Genomic DNA, 18,543 nt, shown 5'->3' with positions numbered 1-18,543 from the left:
TGGCCGGCCCCGATCCCCGCGCCCGTGCGCACCCACCCCGCCAGCGCCGGCGACCCCCCCCCAGGGGCACCGCCGGCGCCCCGGCCCAACCGGCCCGCCGCGACGCCGGGGATGGATCAGCTGCCGAAGAAGACCTCGGCCTCGGCGTACCGCTCCAGCGGCACGGTCTTCAGCTCGCGGGTGGCCTCGGCCAGCGGAACGCGGACGATGTCCGTGCTCTGCATGGCGACCATCTTGCCCCAGTCGCCCTCGTGGACCGCGTCGATCGCCTGGAGGCCGAGCCGGGTGGCGAGCACCCGGTCGAAGGCGCTCGGGGTGCCGCCACGCTGGATGTGCCCGAGCACGACGGTGCGGGCCTCCTTGCCGGTCTTGGCCTCCAGTTGCTCGGCGAGCCACTGGCCGATGCCGCCGAGGCGGACGTGGCCGAACGCGTCGAGCTCCTGGTTGTGCAGGACCATCTGGCCGTCGAGCGGCTGGGCGCCCTCGGCGACCACGACGATCGGGGCGTACTGGTGCTGGAAGCGCTTCTCGACGTAGCCGGCGACCTGCTCGACGTCGAACTGCCGCTCCGGCAGCAGGATCACGTTGGCGCCACCGGCCAGGCCGGCGTGCAGGGCGATCCAGCCGGCGTGCCGGCCCATCACCTCGACCACCAGGGTGCGGTGGTGGCTCTCGGCGGTGGTGTGCAGCCGGTCGATCGCCTCCATGGCGATGTTCACGGCGGTGTCGAAGCCGAAGGTGTAGTCGGTGGCGCCGAGGTCGTTGTCGATCGTCTTCGGCACGCCGATGACGTGGACCCCGAGCTCGTGCAGCTTGGTGGCCACGCCGAGGGTGTCCTCGCCGCCGATCGCGATGAGCGCGTCCACGCCCTGCGCGGCGAGGTTCTCCTTGATCCGCTCGACGCCGTTCTCGATCTTGAAGGGGTTCGTCCGGGACGAGCCGAGGATGGTGCCGCCGCGCGGCAGGATGCCGCGGACCTCCGCGATGCCCAGGGGGCGGGACAGGCCCTCCAACGGGCCCTTCCAGCCGTCCCGGAAACCCACGAACTCGTGGCCGTAGCTGGCGACGCCCTTGCGGACCACCGCCCGGATGACCGCGTTGAGACCTGGGCAGTCGCCGCCGCCGGTGAGCACGCCGATACGCATGATCGCTCATCCTCCTGGGAGCATCAGGTGAAGCCCGATTTGCCCCAGGATATGTGTCGAATCAAGACCATCGGCGCCGTTGCCGGCCCGGGGCGGGCCGTCAGTGCGCACTGTAGTCGCCGCGGGCGTACGCCGACACCGCGCCCCGGGCCGGTCTCACCGGCGGACGGTCTACCGGTCAGTAGCTGACCTCGTGGTTCTCCCCCACCTCCGGCGGCTTGCCGGTCACCGCCGCCTTCGCGTAGCCGAACAGGTTCACCACCGTGCTCGACGGAGAGTCCCAGTACTCCGCGGATCCGGCGTGCACCTTGAGCAGGGTGAGTCCCGGGGTCTCCAGCCCGTCCGGGAACCAGGCCTTGAGCACCGGGTTCCACAGCTGTTCGGCCTTCGCCCGGTCGTACTCCTCCCGGGCCGTGCCCGCGACCGACACCCAGGAGTTGCGCCGGGAGTCGGAGAAGGAGACGTTGACCTCGGGGTTCACGCGGATCTGCCGGACCTTGGCGGAGTCGGCGTACGCGAAGAACCACAGGTCGCCGTCGAACTCCGCCTCCTGCAACCCCATCGGGCGGCTCACCATCCGCCCGTCCACGGCGATCGTGGTCAGCATGCAGATGCGGGCCTCGCGGACCAGCTCGGTCACCCGGCGCCGGGCCTCGGCGGCGTTGGTCGGTTCGTTGCTCATTGGGACTCTCCCTCACATCGGCTCGACGTCGCACCGGTGCCCGGGACAGAACCGACCAAACCTACGAACCGGTCATCGCCCGCCACCGGGCCAGGTTGTGCCGGGCATCGACCAGCGCGTCGTGCCGCGCCGCGTCGGCGTCCGGCAGCGGCGGCCGGCCCCGGTCGTCCCAGAGTTGGCGCAGGTCCTTGGTGAACCGGGGGATCTCCCGGGGCAGCGCCGGCATGGCGCCCCACAGCTGGGCCAGGGCGACGTGGTCGTACGCGGCGTACCAGGCCCACAGCTCCAGTTGCTCGCCCGGGCGGTCGCGGACCGGCTCGACGAGGAAGTCGTACAGCTCGTCGCGGATGCGTTCGCGGGAACGCCAGGCGCGGTTCGCCGGGGAGGGCAGCTTGTCGAGCACGTTGCGGCGCACCCAGGGCACGGCCCGCGAGTCGTCGAACTCGGTCGAGACGGCGTAGAACTCGCGGCCGTACTCGTCGACGACGCCGATCGACACGAGGTCGACGAGCCGGCCGTCCTCGATGAACTCGCAGTCGTAGAAATAGCGGTAGACCATCGCCCGTCATCCTCGCCCACGCCCTCGGCGTCCCGACGACCGGGGCGGCCGGACCGCCCCCCACCACGCCGGTCGTCGCAGCTCGGGAGTGTCACGGAAGTGATTTGAGGGGTGTACAGCAAGCGACCGGACCGTCATGATCTGATGTGTACCGCTACCGGACGCCGAACCGGTGTCAGTTCACCTCGTCGAGGCCTTCAGGTTCACCCGGTGAGCGAGTTGTGGTCCTTGACCGGGGAGGGGTTGGACCGTGGAGATGCGCCTGCCGGAGCCTGGTGACGCGCTCACGGGTGTGGAGATGTTCGCCGGGCTGGAGCCGGAGGTCCGGCAGCGGGTGATCGCCGCGGCGGTCCCCCGCACGTACCGCAAGGGCCAACTGCTCTTCGTCGAGAACGACCCCGGCGAGTCCCTCATCGTCCTGCGTCGGGGCGCGGTAGCGGTCTTCCGCACCGCGCCGACCGGCGAACGCGCCGTCCTGTCGGTCATCCGTCCGCCGGACGTGCTGGGCGAGGTCTCCCTGCTCGACGCCTCCACCCGGTCCGCCTCGGCCGAGGCGATCGAGGACTGCGCCGCGCTCGCGCTGTCCCGGGGCGCGTTCATGGAGCTGGTGCACTCCAACCCGCGCATCCTCGACGCGGTGATGCGCTCGCTCGGCGGGCTGATCCGACGGCTGACCGAGCAGAACGCCGACCACGTCTTCCTTGACCTGCCCGGCCGGGTGGCCAAGACCCTGGTGCGGCTGGCCGGCGAGAGCCAGGCCCCGATGATCACCATCGAGCTCAACCAGAGCCAGCTCGCGGAGATGGCCGGCGGCTCGCGGCAGAGCGTCAACCAGGCGATCGGATCGTTCGCCAACCGGGGTTGGCTGCGCACCGAGGGCCGACGCATCGTGGTCACCGACGTCGCGGCGCTGCGCCGCCGCGCCGGCATGAGCGAGCGCTGAGGCGTACGCGAAAAAGGGCCGGAGCAGCCGCTCCGGCCCTTTCGTGCGGGGTGTCAGGGAGTGTTGCTGCCCGGCCCGACCCAGTTGGTGCTGCCCGGCCCGACCCATTCCGTGCCGTCCTTGCCGCCACCGGACTGCTCGCTGACGATCCCCTGCGCCTGGAGCGCGGCCAGCGTGGCGGCGTCCACGTCGACGGAGTCGCCCGCGAGGTGGCTGACCCCGCTGCCGTCGGTCCAGTCGCTCTGCAACATCACGTACACCATCGGGAATCCCCCTGTGGTCAATGGTCGACATTCAGCCGCCTGACTGTAACCGTAGGGCCGCCCGGTGGACTGTCCACAAGCCAACAGCCCGGTACCCGACAGCTGGGCGGACGGCGATACTGACACCGGAACGGTGCCGATCACGGCGCCGGCGGGATCGCGAGTGGAGGGCGTCATCGCCACGCAGTGTGACCGCTGTGGACGCACGGCCGCCTCGGGCGACCGTTTCTGCGGCGGCTGCGGCAACGAGCTGGGCGCGGTCTGTCCGCACTGCCTGCGCCCGCTCGCTCAGGACGTGGCGTTCTGCACCTCCTGCGGCGCCGCCCGGCCGGGCAGCGAGCGACAGCCGGCCCCGCAGGAGGACCGCCGCCGGGTCAGCGTGCTCTTCGTCGACCTGATCGACTTCACCCCGTACGTCGAGCGGGCCGACCCGGAGCTGGTCCGCGGCATGCAGACCGGGTTCTTCTCGGCCGCCCGCCGCGTCGTGGGGCAGTACGGCGGGGTGGTGGAGAAGTACATCGGCGACGCGGTGATGGCGCTGTTCGGCGCGCCCGTGGCGACCGAGACCGACGCGCTGCGCTGCGTGCGGGCCGGCCTGGAGCTGCAACGGGTGCTGACGCGGTTCACCCCCACCGGCGCCGACGCGCTGCGCTTCCGGGTCGGGGTGGCCACCGGCGAGGCGCTTGTCGACGTGGCCGCCGCCCGCGACGGCGGCCAGGCGATCGTGGCCGGCGACGTGGTCAACACGGCCTCCCGGATGCAGTCGGTCGCGCCGCCGGGCGGGGTGCTGGTCTGCGGCGTGACGCACGCCCTCACCCGGGACGCGATCCGCTACTCGGAGCAGCCGCCGGTCACCCTGCGTGGGCGGTCGACGACGACCGAGGTGTGGCTGGCCCTGTCCCCGGTCCGCCGGCAGCCGACGGACCGGCAGCCGGACGTCACGCCGCTGATCGACCGCGAACACGAGCTGGGGATGCTGGTCAACGCCCTGCACCGGTCGCTGCGCGACCGCCGCCCGCAGGTGGTGACCGTCTTCGGCCGGGCCGGGCTGGGCAAGAGCCGGCTGGTCCGGGAGCTGTACCGGCACGTGGACCAGCTGGTCGACGAGCCGCTGACCTGGCGGATCGGGCGGTGCCCGCCGTTCGGCGAGAACGTGACGTTCGCGGCGCTTGCCGACATCGTCAAGTCCGAGGCCGGCATCCTGGACACCGACCCGGCGTCGAGCGCGGCGCAGCGGCTCGCCTCGGCCGTCGGCGAGCTGGTCGGCCCGGGCGAGCGGCAGCGCCTCGTCGACGCCCTGCGGCCCCTCGTCGGGCTGCCGGGGACCGCGCTGCCGGCCGAGGAGACCGGGTCGGCGTGGCGGCGTTTCCTGCTCGCCCTGGCCGCGCGCCGGCCGACCGTGCTGGTCTTCGAGGACCTGCACTGGGCCGACGACGCGATGCTGCGCTTCGTGGAGCTGCTCGGCACCGCCGCCCGGGACGTGCCGCTGCTGCTGCTCTGCACCGCCCGGCCGGAACTCGTCGACCGGGACCCGAGCTGGGCGGGGACGATCACCGGCTCGGTGACCATCACCCTGCCCCCGCTGCGGGACACGGGCATCGCCGCGCTCTACGCCCACATGTTCGGCCGGGCGGCGTTCTCCGCCGACATGCTCACCCCGCTGATCGAGGTGGCCGGCGGCAACCCGCTCTACGCCCACGAGTACGTCCGGATGCTGATCGAGCAGGGCGCGCTGCGCCAGTCCGTGCGGGGCTGGTCGCTGGAGAAGCACCTCGACCTGCCGATGCCGGAGAGCGTGCACGCCGTCATCGCCAACCGCATCGACCTGCTCGACGCCAAGGAGCGCACGGTGCTGCTGGCCGCCGCCGTCGTCGGCGTGCAATTCTGGCCGGGAGCCGTGGCCGCCGCGCTCGGGCAGCCCGTCGAGTCGGTGGAGCGCGCGCTGCGCCGGCTGGAGCAGCGGGACTTCGTGCACGAGCAGGCCGCCTCCACCATGGCGGGTCAGCCGGAGTACCGGTTCCGGCACGTGCTGGTGCGCGACGTCTGCTACCAGCGGCTGCCCCGTACCGAGCGGGTGGCGCGGCACGAGCGGACCGCGCAGTGGCTGGACATGCTCTCGCAGAGCCGGGACACCGACCTGGCGGAGGTGCTGGCCCACCACCGCTGGGCGGCCCACGAGATCGCCCGGTCGCTGGGCATGGAGATCGCCCGCTTCGCCGGCCCCGCCCGGGCCGCGCTGCACCGGGCGGCCCGCCGGGCGTACGCGCTGCACAGCCTCGACGTCGCGGCGAGCCACGCGGGCCGGGCGCTCGGGCTGGCCGACGACTCCGACCCGCTCGACCGGCTCCAACTCGAGCTGCTCAGCACCGAGATCTCCTTCTACCGCGACGGCAACGTCTTCCTCTCCGGCGGCGGGCCCGAGCAGGTGCAGGCGCTCGCCGACCGGCTGCTGGCGCACGACGACGACGCCTGCGCGGCGCGCGCCTGGACGCTGCTCGGTCAGGCCGCGTGGCTGCGCGCCGACCGGGCCGCCGCGCTCGCCTGCCTGGACCGGGCCGTCGAGCTCTTCGACCCGCTGCCGGACAGCCCGCAGAAGGCGGACGCCTACGCCGAGCTGGGCCGGCTGCACATGCTGAACTACGAGCGTGATCCGGCGGTCGCCGCAGCCGACCGGGCGGCGGCGATCGGCGAGCGGCTGAGGCTGACCGAGACCCGCACCAACGCCCGGATCACCTCGGCGATCGCCCGCTACCAGGCGGGTGACCGGTCCGGCCTGGACGACCTGCACGCGATCGTCGAGCTCAGCCGCGCCAACCAGCTGATCGCCCTGCCCCGGGCCATGCAGAACCTCGCCTACGCCGTCTGCGAGGAGGGCGACTGGCTGCGCTCGGACGCCCTGCTCTCGTCGTCGCCGACCCGCAAGGCCAGCGGGCAGACGCTGACCACGAGTTACTCGGCCGAGGCGATGCGCGCCTGGTTCGAGGGCGACTTCGACCGGCTGCTGGCCGCCGCCGAGGCCTTCGTGGACACCCCGACCGGCAGCTGGGACATGCAGGTCCGCGGCCTGCGCTCCTGCCTGCTGGTACTGCGCGGCGAACGGGTGCCGCCGGCGCGCTCCCACTCGGACGACGACGCCGCCGCCACGTACAGCGACGACGTGGCGGCCGCGCTCGACGCCGCCCGGCGCAGCGGTTTCCACCGGCCGCACTGGACGATGCTGGGGATGGGCGCGCTCTGCCGGGCCCTGCAGGGACGCCGGCAGGAGGCGACGGCGCTGATCGACGAGCTGGCCGACTCCTGGTCGGCGGTGCCCGCCATCGCCAGCGGCGAGTGGATCCCGGCGGCCGGATACGCGGCCAGCCTCGCCGGGCGGGAGGCGGCGGCACGGGTACGCGCGATGCTGGACCGGGTGGGTCACCGCACACCCTGGTCCGAGGCGGCGCGCCGAACGGTGGCCGGTGCGCTGGCCGCCGCGGACGGCGACCACCGGCGGGCCGCGGAGCTGCACCTGGCCGGCGCCGAGATCTACGCCGGCATCCCGGACGTGACGGACCGGATGCTGGCGTTGACCTTCGCGACGGTGGAGCTGGAGCGGGCCGGCGAGTCGACGGCGGGCCGCCCGGAACTGGCCGAGCTGCGCGCCTTCGCGCTGCGCAACGACGCCCCCGTCCTGCTGAACCTGGCCCGCCCCCCGACGACCGCCGCCGACACCGCCCTGGCCTGCTGACCGGGCGACGCGGGCGGGCGGCCCGTCAGGCGGGGACCGGCTCGCGGGGGACCGGGCCGGCGGGCGGGCTCTTGGCCTTCTGGGCGTACATGTCAACGTACTCGCGGCCGGAGAGCTCCATCAGCTCGTACATGATCTCGTCGGTCACCGCGCGCTCGACGTACCGGTCACCGGCCATCCCGGCGTAGCGCGAGAAGTCCAGCGGCGGGCCGAACCGGATCCGCACCCGGGCGATCTTGGGGATCAGCTTGCCGGGCGGCTGGATCTCGTCGGCGTTGAGCATCGCCGTCGGGATGACCAGGGCGCCGCTCTCCAGGGCCAGCCGGGCCACGCCGGTCTTGCCGCGGTAGAGCCGGCCGTCCGGCGAGCGGGTGCCCTCGGGATAGATGCCGGCGATGCCACCGGCGCGCAGCACCCGCAGCTGGGTGTCCAGGGCCGCCCTGGCCGCCCGGCCGCCCGAGCGGTCGACCGGGATGGTGCCGGAGCCGACGAAGAACATCTTCGTCAGCCAGCCCTTGACGCCCTTGCCGGTGAAGTACTCGGCCTTGGCGATGAACGTCACCCGCCGCTTCACGACAAGCGGCGTGAAGATCGAGTCGGAGAACGACAGGTGGTTGCTGGCGAGGATCACCGGCCCGGTGTCGGGCACGTGGTGCAGCCCCTCGACCTGCGGGCGGAAGACCAGCCTCAGCAGCGGGCCGAGGAGCACGTACTTCATCAGCCAGTACAGCACCGGCGTCCTTTCCACAGGTGGTCGCGAGGCCGCCGCGTCGCCACGGGTCGTCGTGGGCATGAGCCTACGAACCCGATGCCGGCCGCCACAACGTGATCCGGCCCGCGTGGCGCGGAACGTCCAACCCGGACAGCCGCGGGCGGGCGGCGGGCGTGCCGACCGGCGGGCGGCGCACCTGGAACCCAACGAGACGGAGATGCGGGCTCGGCAACACCGATTTCCGCTGGACGATGACGTGAGCCGGCCCGCCGGTCCGCGCGGTGGCCACGACGACGCGGGCCTGATCGCCGGTGGCGTCGCCGCCCTGGTCCTGATTCTCGCCAGCGGCGCGTGGCTGCCCGTCGGGCTGGTCCGCCCGCCCGGATACACCGGTGGTGGGCCGATCCGGGTCGCCACCGCAGTGCTGCGCGGCGAGATCACGTGGACCACGGCCTGCACCGTTGCCGCGGTCGTCGAGGTGACCGTCCTCATCCTGCTGCTCCTCGGCGGGATCACCGCGTGGCGGTGGGTGACGCGGTCGCCGGGGTGGTCAACATGCCCGACAAGACGAGGGGCGGCATCTACGCGGGCGCGCAGAAGATGCTCATGTGCCTCACCGAGCCGACGGTCACCGCCTGGGTCACCCCACCCACGCGCGGCGGGGTCCTCGAGTTCGACCCAGCCGCCTTCGTCGCCTCCACCGATGTGCTGTACCTGCTGTCCCAGGGCGGCCCCGGCTCCCCCGCCCCGCTGGTTGCCGCCCTCACCGACGCCGTCCTGCGCGCCGGCGAGCTACGCGCCCGCACCCGCCCCGGGCGGCGCCTCGATCCGCCGCTGCTGAGCGTGCTCGACGAGGCCGCCAACATCTGCCGGCTACGCCAGCTCCCAGCCCTCTACTCCTTCTACGGCTCCCACGGCCTGCCCATCATCACGATCCTCCAGTCCTATCCCCAAGGCGTCGACGTGTGGGGCCGCGAGGGCATGCGCAAGCTGTGGTCCGCGGCGAACGTCCGCACCTACGGCGGCGGCGTCGCCGACCCCGACTGGCTGGAAGAACTGTCCAAGCTCATCGGCGAGCACGACGTGACGACCAGGTCGACCAGCAGCAGCGGATCCGGGTGGGGCCAGCGGTCGGTCTCGCACGCCACCCGCCGCCAGCGGGTCCTCGACGTCTCCGACCTGCACGCCCTGCCCCGGGGCCGGATGGTCGTCTATGCCTCCGGCGCCCCGCCCGCGCTCGCCCGCACCGCTCCCTGGCAGAACGGCCCCTACGCTGCGGCGATCCGCGCGTCGATCGCCCGCTGGGACCCCCACGAGCGCACCGACTGGACCCTCACCCCCGACGACGCCCCGCCGGAGCCGACCCCATGACCCTGCCCCAGACCGGACCGGCCGGCGACCCGGTCGCCGACCTCAGCGCCCTGCTCGGCCAACTCGCCGGCGGCCCGAGCGACACTCCGCCGCCGGCCGCGACGCCAGCCGCCGAGCCCGCCGAGGCGGAGCCGGTCTACCGCAACGTCGAGGCGTTCGTCGGGGACTACCTCGCCCACGTCGTCGAGCGGCGCCTCGCCTCCGGGCCGACGCCTGGGGTGAACTGTGACGCCGCAGGCGGTGTAGCGGTCGCCCAGTCAGTAGACCCCTCGGGCGCAGGTTGTACCGCGCATCGCCACCGGCGGACGTTCGCGAGAGCGAGCGTCCGCCGGTGGCGATGCGAGTACGCGGGGTTGCGAATGTCGATAGCCGTTCCTGTCTTGGGCCGAGTGTTGGTAACGCCTCCCACTCGATCAAAGACATTTACCTCTACTTTCCACGCCCGCAAATTTGCCGAGTCGACAGCTATTCGATGGTGCAGTTTCCGGGTTTCCCATCGTCTACGCCGATCCAGGGCGTCGGGCCCTTAGTAAAGCGCGTCAGGCCTGGCGAATTGATGCTTCGCTCATATATCCACCAGCGGACGCAGTGAGTTTCCCGGTGGTCGAAGTTGCAAGAATCCCAGCCCCCTTCGCCCAGTGGAAAGTTCGGGTCGTGAGCGCAGTAGCGGGTCTTGTAGCGGTTACCTTCGGCTGGATAGCTTGCTTCCAGTTTGACCTCAGGGCTCCATCCGTTCTCGCTGTTGTCAGCGACCCAAATTTTGTCTCCGTTTGGCTGGAAGCAAGAGTCTCCATAGTCATCGGCGTACAGATAATAGGTGCACTCTGCTGGCGGAGCGGCTAGGCTCTTCGTCGAAGCCCGGGCCGGTGCTGCGACGACCATCCCGGCCAGCAGAAGAGCTACCGTGAATGCGAAAGTCTTAAACTTCATTATTGCACCCCTATTGCACCCAGTTGAGCCCGTGACTCGACGACTGACAGTCCCGAGCCTCTCGGCCTGTCGCAGCCGTTTGGGGTGCCGCTGCCGGAGTCGGCCCGAGTCCAGCAAGATTTTCCCTGCGTAAAGTCGTTAGTGGTACATGCAACGATGCGTTGCTCGGACCCGTCGGTGAGGCATATCCACCACCTAATGTCGTCCTGTTCCGATATGCTGCTGAAGCCGCACTGATGCCAGGAGTCAGCCCCGTGGGCGTTGCGGCATGATCCTGTCATGCCGAAGGCGGTTTCGAAGTACGCCTTTACCGAGTAGCCATCGGCATTGTCGTCCTCCACCCATAGCTCGTCGCCGTCAGCCTCGAAGCATGCTGTTGCGCTTTCCCACCATACGCCAATACCCCACCAGGAATGGCATCTAACGTCCGAAGGCGGGCCCCCAGGGTGGGCTTGGGCTGGCGTCGGGCTGAGTGTCAGCGCCATCATCGTGATCGCGATCAGCGACAGAATCGTCTTCAACCTTGCCATTTTAATATCCTCTCTTTATTCCGACTATCCTTAACGGACTAGTCTTGTTCGTAGCCTCTTATCGGGTCTAGATTAGCGTGGCGATGTCAATGTCGATGCACGAAATCCGTCATTGATCGCCACGCTTTTAAGCAACATCTGACACATCGAATGCACGGAATGCTGAGGACTGCAGGCCTGGCACTACCGAGGCGTTTATGTTCTACAGAATTCCTCCCGCTAGGCGACGCGATTAGTGTGGCCTCCAGCGTGTCGGATGCCGGCGTGAGCCAGTGCTGACATCACCCGCGCCTGCGGCTGGGCGACACGCTCCTTACCGACACCCCGACACACCCGGCGGCGTGCTCGAATGCCGCCGCAAGATCAAAGATCTGGCGGGCTGGGAAAGCTACCCAAGCGCCGGGCCTTCACCGTGAACTCCTTTCGAAGCTAGTCGCGCGGTCGTGTTGAGCCAGCAGGATGTACAGACCACTGTTTGGAATCGCGAGGCATCCTTTAAATCCCAGTATTCCCGATTTCCATCCATTGACCCTGACGTATCCATTGTGGCAATCTGGATGCCATCTGTCTTGACTGCTAGCGCCCGACTCTTGACTATCTGTGACGGGGTCTGCGGCGGTTTGACGCATGCCCGGAAGATCTTGGCCGACCACGGGGGTTGCGGATGGACATCTATGCAGAGTTCCGGACCGATGGCCTGCCGCAGGCGGAACGCTTCGCGGCCTGGCAGGAAGCCATCGAAGGCCTTCTGCCGTCTGCCATGCGCACTGAGGACCCGGACGAGTTCCAGGCGTCAGCGCGAGCGGTCGCCCTCGGTGACGTCCAGGTGTCCGCTCTGGAGTTCTCGCCGCTCGATTCCTACCGGTCGCCGAAGCTGATCCGCCGCCATGATCCAGGACAGGCGATCGCGTGGCTTAGCCTGAGTAACGGCTTGGGATTCGACCTCGCTAACGGCTCCCCCGTCATCAACAGGGGGAAGGTGATGCTCTACAACAGCTCACAGCCCTTCCGCTTCCTTAACCGTAACCCGGTCCGAGGGCTGCTGGTACAGCTGCCGGTGGAGTTGCTCTCCATGCCAAAAACCGCGACGCCACTCATCGGCGTGCCCCTGCCCAGCCAGGAAGGGATCGGCGCTCTCCTCACTCGCTACCTTGTCGAACTGGTCCGACACGCTGACCGCTGCCGGCCGACCGACGTGCCCCGGCTGTCCACGATCACCGTGGACCTCCTCACCGCCTTCCTGCACAGCCACCACACAAACGGCACCCCGCCCTCGACGGATACGCACCAGCGGGTGCTGCGACTCCGCATCCATGACTTTCTCGAACGCCGTCTCGGAGACCCCGATCTGTCCCCCCAGGTGATCGCCGCCGCGCACGGAATCTCGGTCCGTGCTCTCTACCGGCTGTTCGAGAAAGAGAACCTCACCGTGGCCGAGCGGATACGTCACCGTCGGCTCGAACGCTGCCGCCACGACCTTGCCGACCCACTCCTGGCCCACCGAACGATCCAAAACGTCGCCTCCCGATGGGGATTCACCGACGCAGCCCACTTCAGCCGGGTCTTCCGCAACGCCTACGGCATATCCCCCAAGGACTACCGGGCGACACGGGAGCCGATCAGCCAGCGGCCCTGAGTACTCCGGCCGGGAACGTGCGAACCGGCCTCGCCGGCTGGCAGGCCTCCACGTCATCAGGTGCACCGGTGCCAATGCTGCGTCGTCTGCCCGCACCTGGCCGCGTGCAGCGCCACTACCGGCCCATCGCCGATCAACGTACGCGGAAGACACGCGGGGCCGGGGTACACCGAGGGGGCCGAGGTGCGCCGGATGGTCGCGCTCAGCGGATCACGCGGCTCATCGTGCCCTGACCGTCCGGCCTGGTAGGCAGTTGGTCGGACTGCTCGACCGTCGGGAGCCCGGGCCGGAAGTCCGGCGGGAGCTGGGTAAGCCGGTTTTGCAGGGCGGCCTGGTCGTCGCGTTGGGCCGGAACGAGGCCAGGCAGCGCGCTGTACAGCGTGCTGCGAGAGACGCCGAGGAGCTTGGCGATCGAGGTCATGGTGCGGTTCGGCTCGGCGAGCAGTTGCAGCGCGTACGCGACCTTCTCCGGTGTCATCGCCGGCGGTCGGCCGAGGCGTTGCCCGCGGGCGCGAGCGGCGGCCAGGCCCTCGTTGGTGTTGGCCACGATGATGGTGCGCAGGAACTCGGCAAGTGCGGCGAAGACGTGGAAGACGAACATCCCGCCTGCGGTGGTGGTGTCGAGCTTCTCGTGCAGGGATTGGAAGCCGACGCCGTGGCGCTTGAGCCGGCCGACGATGCCGATCAGGTCTTCCAGCGAGCGGCCGAGCCGGTCGAGCGAGACGACGGTGAGCACGTCGCCGGGTCGGATGTACTCGAACACCTTGGCCAGCTCGGGCCGGTCGGTGTTCTTCCCTGAGGCCTTGTCGAAGAAGTACTTGGCGCAGCCGGCGGCAGTCAGCGCGGCTTGCTGGCGGGCGAGGTTCTGCTCGCGGGTGGAGACTCGCCCTTAGCCGACAAGCACCCCTGCCAGCGGAGTCGGAGCGAGCAGGTCGCCCTCGGCGGGCATGGGGGTAACGGTCACGCCGCCCAGAGTGCCCAACAAACCCGTTGCCGCGTTGTTGGACACGCCGACTTCTCGGACGGGTTTTTCGGACGCGATACACCCGCTCCGGTGGCAGATCTTGATCTTGTCCGAGAAACGATCGATTCCTGGACAGCAGCCCGGGTGGCAGAAGGCCCCAGACCCAAGTCCACGCGTTGGAGCGGAAGGTTCCGGAACAACATTCCAGGACTAATAACGCAAGGCAGCCCTTAAGCTCTTATGGATCTGGTGATGCGCTTGATCCTTCCTGCAGCTCAGGAAGGGTTGCACCGGCCGTAGCTGACCGGTCTCCGTTGGGGCCCGCTGGCGAAGTTGTGCTGATTCCACACCGCGCCGGGTTGCACCGGTCGTTGATGGTCTCCGTTGAGGCTTGGGCAGCGGACTGTCGCCTGTCGACGTACCCCCGCCCGTCGCGGATACGGCGGGGGGCGACGGTCGGTCGGAACACCCGTCGGCTCCGCGCGAAGGCCGGCGGCACCTACGCTCGTGGTGTGTGGGTGGCCGGGGTGCGGCGGGGAGCGGGCAGGCTGGTCCGGCTGCCCCGGGCCGCCGTGCTGGACCTGCTCATCGGCGTCGCCGTGTCGGCCGTCGTGGCGGCGGCGATCACCGCGAACCTGGGCGGCGACCGGGGCCGCGACGTCCCCGCCTACCTGTTCGCCGTCGGGCTCGGCGCGCTCGTGCTCCTGCGCCGCCGCGCGCCGACCACCGTGCTGGTGGTCAGCGCCGCCGGACTGGTCGCCTACTACGTGGCCGGCTACCCGCCGGTCGGGCTGGCCCTCCCCCTCGCCGCGGCGCTCTACTCGGCGGCCGAGGCCGGGCAGCTGCGCTGGGCGGTGCTCGTGGGGCTCGGCCTGCTCGTCGTCTCCACCGCGTTCCGCACGGCGGACGGCGCGAGCGTCGCGTACCTCATCGGCTTCGAGCTGGCCTCCAGCGTCGCCATCATGGCCGCCGCGGTCGCCCTCGGCGACGGGGTCCGGTCCCGGCGGCTGCGGCGCCGGGAGCAACGGTGGCGGCTGCGGCAGCTGGAACGCGACCACGCCCGGGAGGCGGCGCGCCGCGTCGAGGAGGAACGGCTCCGGATCGCCCGGGACCTGCACGACGTCATCGCCCACCACATCTCCGTCATCTCGCTGCACGCCGGCGTGGCCGACGAGGCCCTCGACGACGACCCGACGGCCGCCCGGGCCGCCCTGGGGCACGTCCGCTCGGCCACCACCCAGGTCGCCCGGGAACTGCGCACCACCCTCGGTCTCCTGCGCGACCCGGCCGCGGCCGAACCCCGGCAACCGGTGGCGGGGCTGGCCGGGCTGGACGCCCTGGCCGCCGGCGCGCGGGCCACCGGGCTGCGGATCGCCGTCCACCGGCAGGGCGAGCTGACCGGGCTGCCCGCCGCGGTCGACTCGACCGCCCACCGGCTGATCCAGGAGGCGCTGACCAACACCCTGCGCCACGCCGGCGCGCGCACCGTCGAGATCGACGTCGTCCGCGGCGCCGACACCCTCGCCGTCGCCGTCCGCGACGACGGCCGTGGGCGGCACGAGGGCACCCCGCGCGGGTACGGGCTCGGCGGCATGCGGGAGCGCACCGCCCTGCTCGGGGGCACCGTCACCGCCGGCAACCGACCCGGCGGCGGCTTCGAGGTACGCGCCGAACTACCCCTGGGAGGGACCACGTGATCCGGGTGGGACTCGTCGACGACCAGCACCTGGTCCGCGCGGGGCTGCGTGCGCTGCTGAACCGGGCGCCGGACATCGAGGTCGTCGGCGAGGCGGGCGACGGCGACGCGGCGTACCGGCTGGCGGTCACCGAGCGGCCGGACGTCCTGCTGATGGACGTCCGGATGCCGGGCACGGACGGCATCGAGGCCACCCGCCGGATCGTCGCCGACGAGCGGCTGACCGGCGTACGGGTCGTCGTGCTCACCACGTTCGACACCGACGAGTACGTCTTCGAGGCGATCCGGGCCGGCGCGTCCGGCTTCCTGCTCAAGGACACCGGCCCCGACGAGCTGCGGGGGGCGGTGCGCATCGTCCGGGCCGGGGAGGCCCTGCTCTCCCCCGCGGTGACGCGGCGGGTCATGACGGCGGTACGCGCCGGGGGGCGGGAGCCGGACCCGGCCCGGCTGGCGGCGCTGACCGCCCGGGAACGCGAAGTGCTTGCCGAGGTGGCCGCCGGCCGGTCGAACGACGAGATCGGCGCGGTCCTGCACATCAGCCCGGCGACGGCGCGCACGTACGTGAGCCGGCTGCTGGCCAAGCTGCACGCCCGGGACCGGTCGCAGCTCGTCGTGGCGGCGTACGAGAGCGGTCTGGTGCGGCCGGGATCACCGCCCGGCCCGGGCTGACCGGCGGACGGCGCGCTCGCCGGCACCGGCGGCCCCTCGGGCGGCACGGCGCCGCAGGCGGGCTCCGTTGAAAAACATTCAGCAAGAACGGACATAAATCCCCGGTCGCGACCTGCGACAGGGCCTCTGACTTCGTACGCCGCGCCACAAGGCACTCCCGGAACCGGGTCCTGACGTGTCACGATTCAAGGCACGGCGTGCGGGTCGGCGCCGACGGGGCTCAGGCGGCCGCGCCGCGGGCGCGTGATGAGGAGGATGTCCGGTGTCAGCGGGTGGGGCCCGCCGGGGACGGCGGGACAACGGGCTCGACGCGAGCGAGTACGCCATCGCCGGCGACGTGGATCCGCGCGTCGGTGAGCACCTGCTCGACGTCCTGGCCGCCGGTGGGATCGCCGCCTACCTCCAGCCCTCGGCCGACCTGAACCCGGTCACCCGCACCACCACCGTGCCCGCCCGCCCCGTCGACCGGCTCTACGTCGACCGCTCGCACCTGAGGACCGCGCGGGACTACCTGACCCAGCTCGCGGACGAGACGGCCCCCGAGAAGCCCCGCGACGACGAGCCGGACATCGAGGCCGAGTGGGCCCGTATCGTCGCCGGCTTCCACACCACCGCCCCCCGCGGTGGCGACAACCCGTGGCCCGCCGCCGAGGACGTGGACGACCCGCCCGGGCCCGCCGCCGGCCCGGTGACCCTCGGCACGCCCGACGAGCCCGCCGGGCCGACCGCCACCGACGTGCGACGGTTGCCGTACGCGGCCGACATCTCGGGCGTCTCCCTGTCCCGGGGCCGCCACGACGAGCCGTCGCTGCTCGACGGGCTGGACACCTTCGGCGCGGACCTGCCCGACGACGAGTCGGAGGACGAGCGCTACACCCCGCCGCCGCCTCCGCCCCTGCCGCGCTTCTCGAAGTACACGGTGGTCGGGGTGCTGGCCATCGTGGTCGGCTTCGTGCTCTTCCTGTTCCCGTCGCTCTTCCCGGTGGCCGATCCGTCGGTGGTCAACCTGTTCGGGTTCACCGGCATCCTGGCCGGCTTCGTCTCGCTGATCTGGCGGCTGCGCCCCGGTGGCGACGACGACGAGCGCGACCCGGACGACGGCGCGGTGGTCTGACGGCGACCCGTCCGGCCGGCACTCCTGCCCGCATCCCGGGACGACGGACGCCCCGAGCCCGGCGCGCAACACTGGTGTAACTTACTGTCAGTAGGAATACCGCTGTCCGTCACATCCCTCGCTGACTGCCCGGTTGTTCCTCCGCTGCGGCGGTCACTCCCTGCTGATCGGAATGCCCGAGATGCGACAGAGTTCCCTCGTGGTGGTGGCCAACCGCCTGCCCATCGACGACAGTGTGGCGCCCGATGGTGCCTGCGAATGGCGCCGCAGTCCCGGCGGCCTGGTCAGCGCCCTCCATCCCCTCCTGCGGCACACCCCGGCGACGTGGGTGGGGTGGGCCGGCGGCACCGGCCCGGCGCCCGCGCTGCCCGACGTGGACGGCGTCCGCATGCACACCGTTGCGCTGACCGCCGACGACCTGCGCGACCACTACGAGGGCTTCGCCAACGCCACCCTCTGGCCGCTCTACCACGACTCGGTGGAGCAACCGGAGTACCACCGCAGCTGGTGGGAGGCGTACCAGCGGGTCAACCAGCGGTTCGCCGAGGCCACGGCCGACGTGGCCGAGCCCGGCGCGGTCGTCTGGGTGCAGGACTACCACCTGCAACTGGTGCCGGGCCTGCTCCGGGAGCTGCGGCCGGACCTGCGGATCGGCTTCTTCCTGCACGTGCCGTTCCCACCGCCCGAGCTGTTCATGCAGCTCCCCCGCCGGGCCGAGCTGCTGCGCGGGATGCTCGGCGCCGACCTGATCGGCTTCCAGCGCTCCCAGGCCGCGCACAACTTCGCCCAACTGGTGGCGAAGGTGCTGGACGTCCCCGCCACCGACCGGCGGATCACCGTCGACGACCGGGTGGTCCGGATCGGCGCCTTCCCCGTCTCCATCGACACCGCCGAGATGGCCGCGCTGGCCGCCCGGCCCGACGTGGCCGATCGGGCCGCCCGGCTGCGCCATGACCTCGGCAGTCCCGAGCAGGTGATCCTCAGCGTCGACCGGATGGACTACACCAAGGGCATCGAGCAGCGGCTCAAGGCGTACAGCGAGCTGATCGCCCACGGGCACGTCAAGGTACGCGACACCGTGCTCGTGCAGGTGGCGGTGCCCAGCCGGGAACGGGTCGGGCAGTACCAGATCCTCCGCGAACGGGTGGAACGCGAGGTCGGGCGGATCAACGGCGAGTTCGGCCGGGTCGGCGAGCCGGCGATCCACTACCTGACCCAGCCGTTCGACCGCGCCGAACTGGCCGCGCTCTACCGCGTCGCCGACGTGATGGCGGTGACCCCGCTGCGCGACGGGATGAACCTCGTCGCCAAGGAGTACGTGGCCGCCCGGGTCGACGACACGGGCGCGCTGCTGCTCAGCGAGTTCGCCGGCGCCGCCGCCGAACTGCCGCAGGCGTACCTGGTCAACCCGCACGACCTGGAGGGGCTCAAGCAGGGGCTGCTCGCGGCGCTGCGGGCGGGCCCGGACGACCTCGGCGCGCGGATGCGGGCCATGCGGGCGCACCTGCACCGGCACGACATCCGGGCGTGGGCCCGCTCCTACCTCTCCGCCCTCGACGACAGCGGCTCGCTGCTGACCCGGCTGGGCGCCGCCGGCTGAGG

The 18,543-nt window shown here is 71.2% G+C and carries 15 protein-coding genes; 8 read left to right on the top strand and 7 right to left on the bottom strand.

Features of this window, described 5'->3' with window-relative positions; genetic code table 11:
* Positions 1-116: 116 nt before the first annotated feature.
* The 3 genes from AB0B83_RS17800 to AB0B83_RS17790 form a co-directional block, all read right to left on the bottom strand.
* Positions 117-1,145 (bottom strand): 6-phosphofructokinase, encoded by a 1,029-nt coding sequence (locus tag AB0B83_RS17800; RefSeq protein WP_132236203.1) that lies wholly within the window; start codon positions 1,143-1,145, stop codon positions 117-119.
* A gap of 178 nt (positions 1,146-1,323) precedes the next feature.
* Positions 1,324-1,827: a pyridoxamine 5'-phosphate oxidase family protein gene (locus tag AB0B83_RS17795; RefSeq protein ID WP_132236201.1), complete on the bottom strand. Its 504-nt coding sequence runs from the start codon at positions 1,825-1,827 to the stop codon at positions 1,324-1,326.
* A gap of 61 nt (positions 1,828-1,888) precedes the next feature.
* On the bottom strand, positions 1,889-2,386 hold the full coding sequence (locus AB0B83_RS17790; RefSeq protein WP_089003323.1) for a polyadenylate-specific 3'-exoribonuclease AS: 498 nt from the start codon (positions 2,384-2,386) through the stop codon (positions 1,889-1,891).
* A gap of 250 nt (positions 2,387-2,636) precedes the next feature.
* Here AB0B83_RS17790 and AB0B83_RS17785 point away from each other — a divergent pair, with 250 nt between their 5' ends.
* A complete protein-coding gene (locus AB0B83_RS17785) occupies positions 2,637-3,329 on the top strand; it encodes a Crp/Fnr family transcriptional regulator (protein WP_121400498.1) in 693 nt (230 codons plus the stop codon).
* 53 nt (positions 3,330-3,382) lie between these two features.
* Here the strand turns inward: AB0B83_RS17785 and AB0B83_RS17780 are convergent, their stop codons facing one another.
* Positions 3,383-3,592, bottom strand: a complete 210-nt coding sequence (locus AB0B83_RS17780) for a hypothetical protein (protein WP_091629607.1) — start codon at positions 3,590-3,592, stop codon at positions 3,383-3,385.
* A gap of 163 nt (positions 3,593-3,755) precedes the next feature.
* On the opposite strand from AB0B83_RS17780, the gene AB0B83_RS17775 reads away from it, so the two are divergent.
* Positions 3,756-7,319 carry an adenylate/guanylate cyclase domain-containing protein gene (locus tag AB0B83_RS17775; RefSeq protein WP_357579104.1) on the top strand — a complete coding sequence of 1,188 codons (3,564 nt, stop codon included), beginning with the start codon at positions 3,756-3,758 and terminating at the stop codon, positions 7,317-7,319.
* A 25-nt stretch (positions 7,320-7,344) separates the two neighbouring features.
* Here AB0B83_RS17775 and AB0B83_RS17770 read toward each other — a convergent pair whose 3' ends face one another.
* Positions 7,345-8,052 (bottom strand): lysophospholipid acyltransferase family protein, encoded by a 708-nt coding sequence (locus AB0B83_RS17770; protein ID WP_357579103.1) that lies wholly within the window; start codon positions 8,050-8,052, stop codon positions 7,345-7,347.
* A gap of 498 nt (positions 8,053-8,550) precedes the next feature.
* On the opposite strand from AB0B83_RS17770, the gene AB0B83_RS17765 reads away from it, so the two are divergent.
* On the top strand, positions 8,551-9,402 hold the full coding sequence (locus AB0B83_RS17765; protein ID WP_357579102.1) for a TraM recognition domain-containing protein: 852 nt from the start codon (positions 8,551-8,553) through the stop codon (positions 9,400-9,402).
* Between the two features lie 465 nt (positions 9,403-9,867).
* Here AB0B83_RS17765 and AB0B83_RS17760 read toward each other — a convergent pair whose 3' ends face one another.
* A complete protein-coding gene (locus tag AB0B83_RS17760) occupies positions 9,868-10,332 on the bottom strand; it encodes a hypothetical protein (protein ID WP_357579101.1) in 465 nt (154 codons plus the stop codon).
* A 1,194-nt stretch (positions 10,333-11,526) separates the two neighbouring features.
* Between AB0B83_RS17760 and AB0B83_RS17755 the strand changes: the two genes are divergently transcribed.
* Entirely contained in the window at positions 11,527-12,498 is a 972-nt protein-coding gene (locus tag AB0B83_RS17755) for a helix-turn-helix domain-containing protein (RefSeq protein WP_357579100.1), read from the top strand.
* A 202-nt stretch (positions 12,499-12,700) separates the two neighbouring features.
* On the opposite strand, the gene AB0B83_RS17750 is transcribed toward AB0B83_RS17755, so the two are convergent.
* On the bottom strand, positions 12,701-13,339 hold the full coding sequence (locus tag AB0B83_RS17750) for a recombinase family protein (protein ID WP_357579108.1): 639 nt from the start codon (positions 13,337-13,339) through the stop codon (positions 12,701-12,703).
* A gap of 641 nt (positions 13,340-13,980) precedes the next feature.
* Here AB0B83_RS17750 and AB0B83_RS17745 point away from each other — a divergent pair.
* The 4 genes from AB0B83_RS17745 (at position 13,981) to AB0B83_RS17730 (ending at position 18,541) form a co-directional block, all read left to right on the top strand.
* Complete coding sequence (locus AB0B83_RS17745) at positions 13,981-15,159, top strand: histidine kinase (protein WP_357579099.1); 1,179 nt, start codon at positions 13,981-13,983, stop codon at positions 15,157-15,159.
* A complete protein-coding gene (locus AB0B83_RS17740; protein WP_132236195.1) occupies positions 15,156-15,827 on the top strand; it encodes a response regulator transcription factor in 672 nt (223 codons plus the stop codon). The genes AB0B83_RS17745 and AB0B83_RS17740 overlap by 4 nt, the downstream gene beginning before the upstream one ends.
* A 262-nt stretch (positions 15,828-16,089) precedes the next feature.
* The gene (locus tag AB0B83_RS17735) at positions 16,090-16,941 is read left to right on the top strand and encodes a DUF308 domain-containing protein (protein WP_357579098.1); all 852 of its coding nucleotides are present in this window, start codon (positions 16,090-16,092) and stop codon (positions 16,939-16,941) included.
* Between the two features lie 181 nt (positions 16,942-17,122).
* Positions 17,123-18,541 carry a trehalose-6-phosphate synthase gene (locus AB0B83_RS17730; RefSeq protein WP_357579097.1) on the top strand — a complete coding sequence of 473 codons (1,419 nt, stop codon included), beginning with the start codon at positions 17,123-17,125 and terminating at the stop codon, positions 18,539-18,541.
* Positions 18,542-18,543: the final 2 nt, after the last annotated feature.

This window comes from Micromonospora sp. NPDC049060, from assembly GCF_040649055.1.
Taxonomy (GTDB): domain Bacteria; phylum Actinomycetota; class Actinomycetes; order Mycobacteriales; family Micromonosporaceae; genus Micromonospora; species Micromonospora reichwaldensis.
Note: the sequence above shows the minus strand (reverse complement) of the source record. Positions and strands in the feature narration are given on the sequence as shown.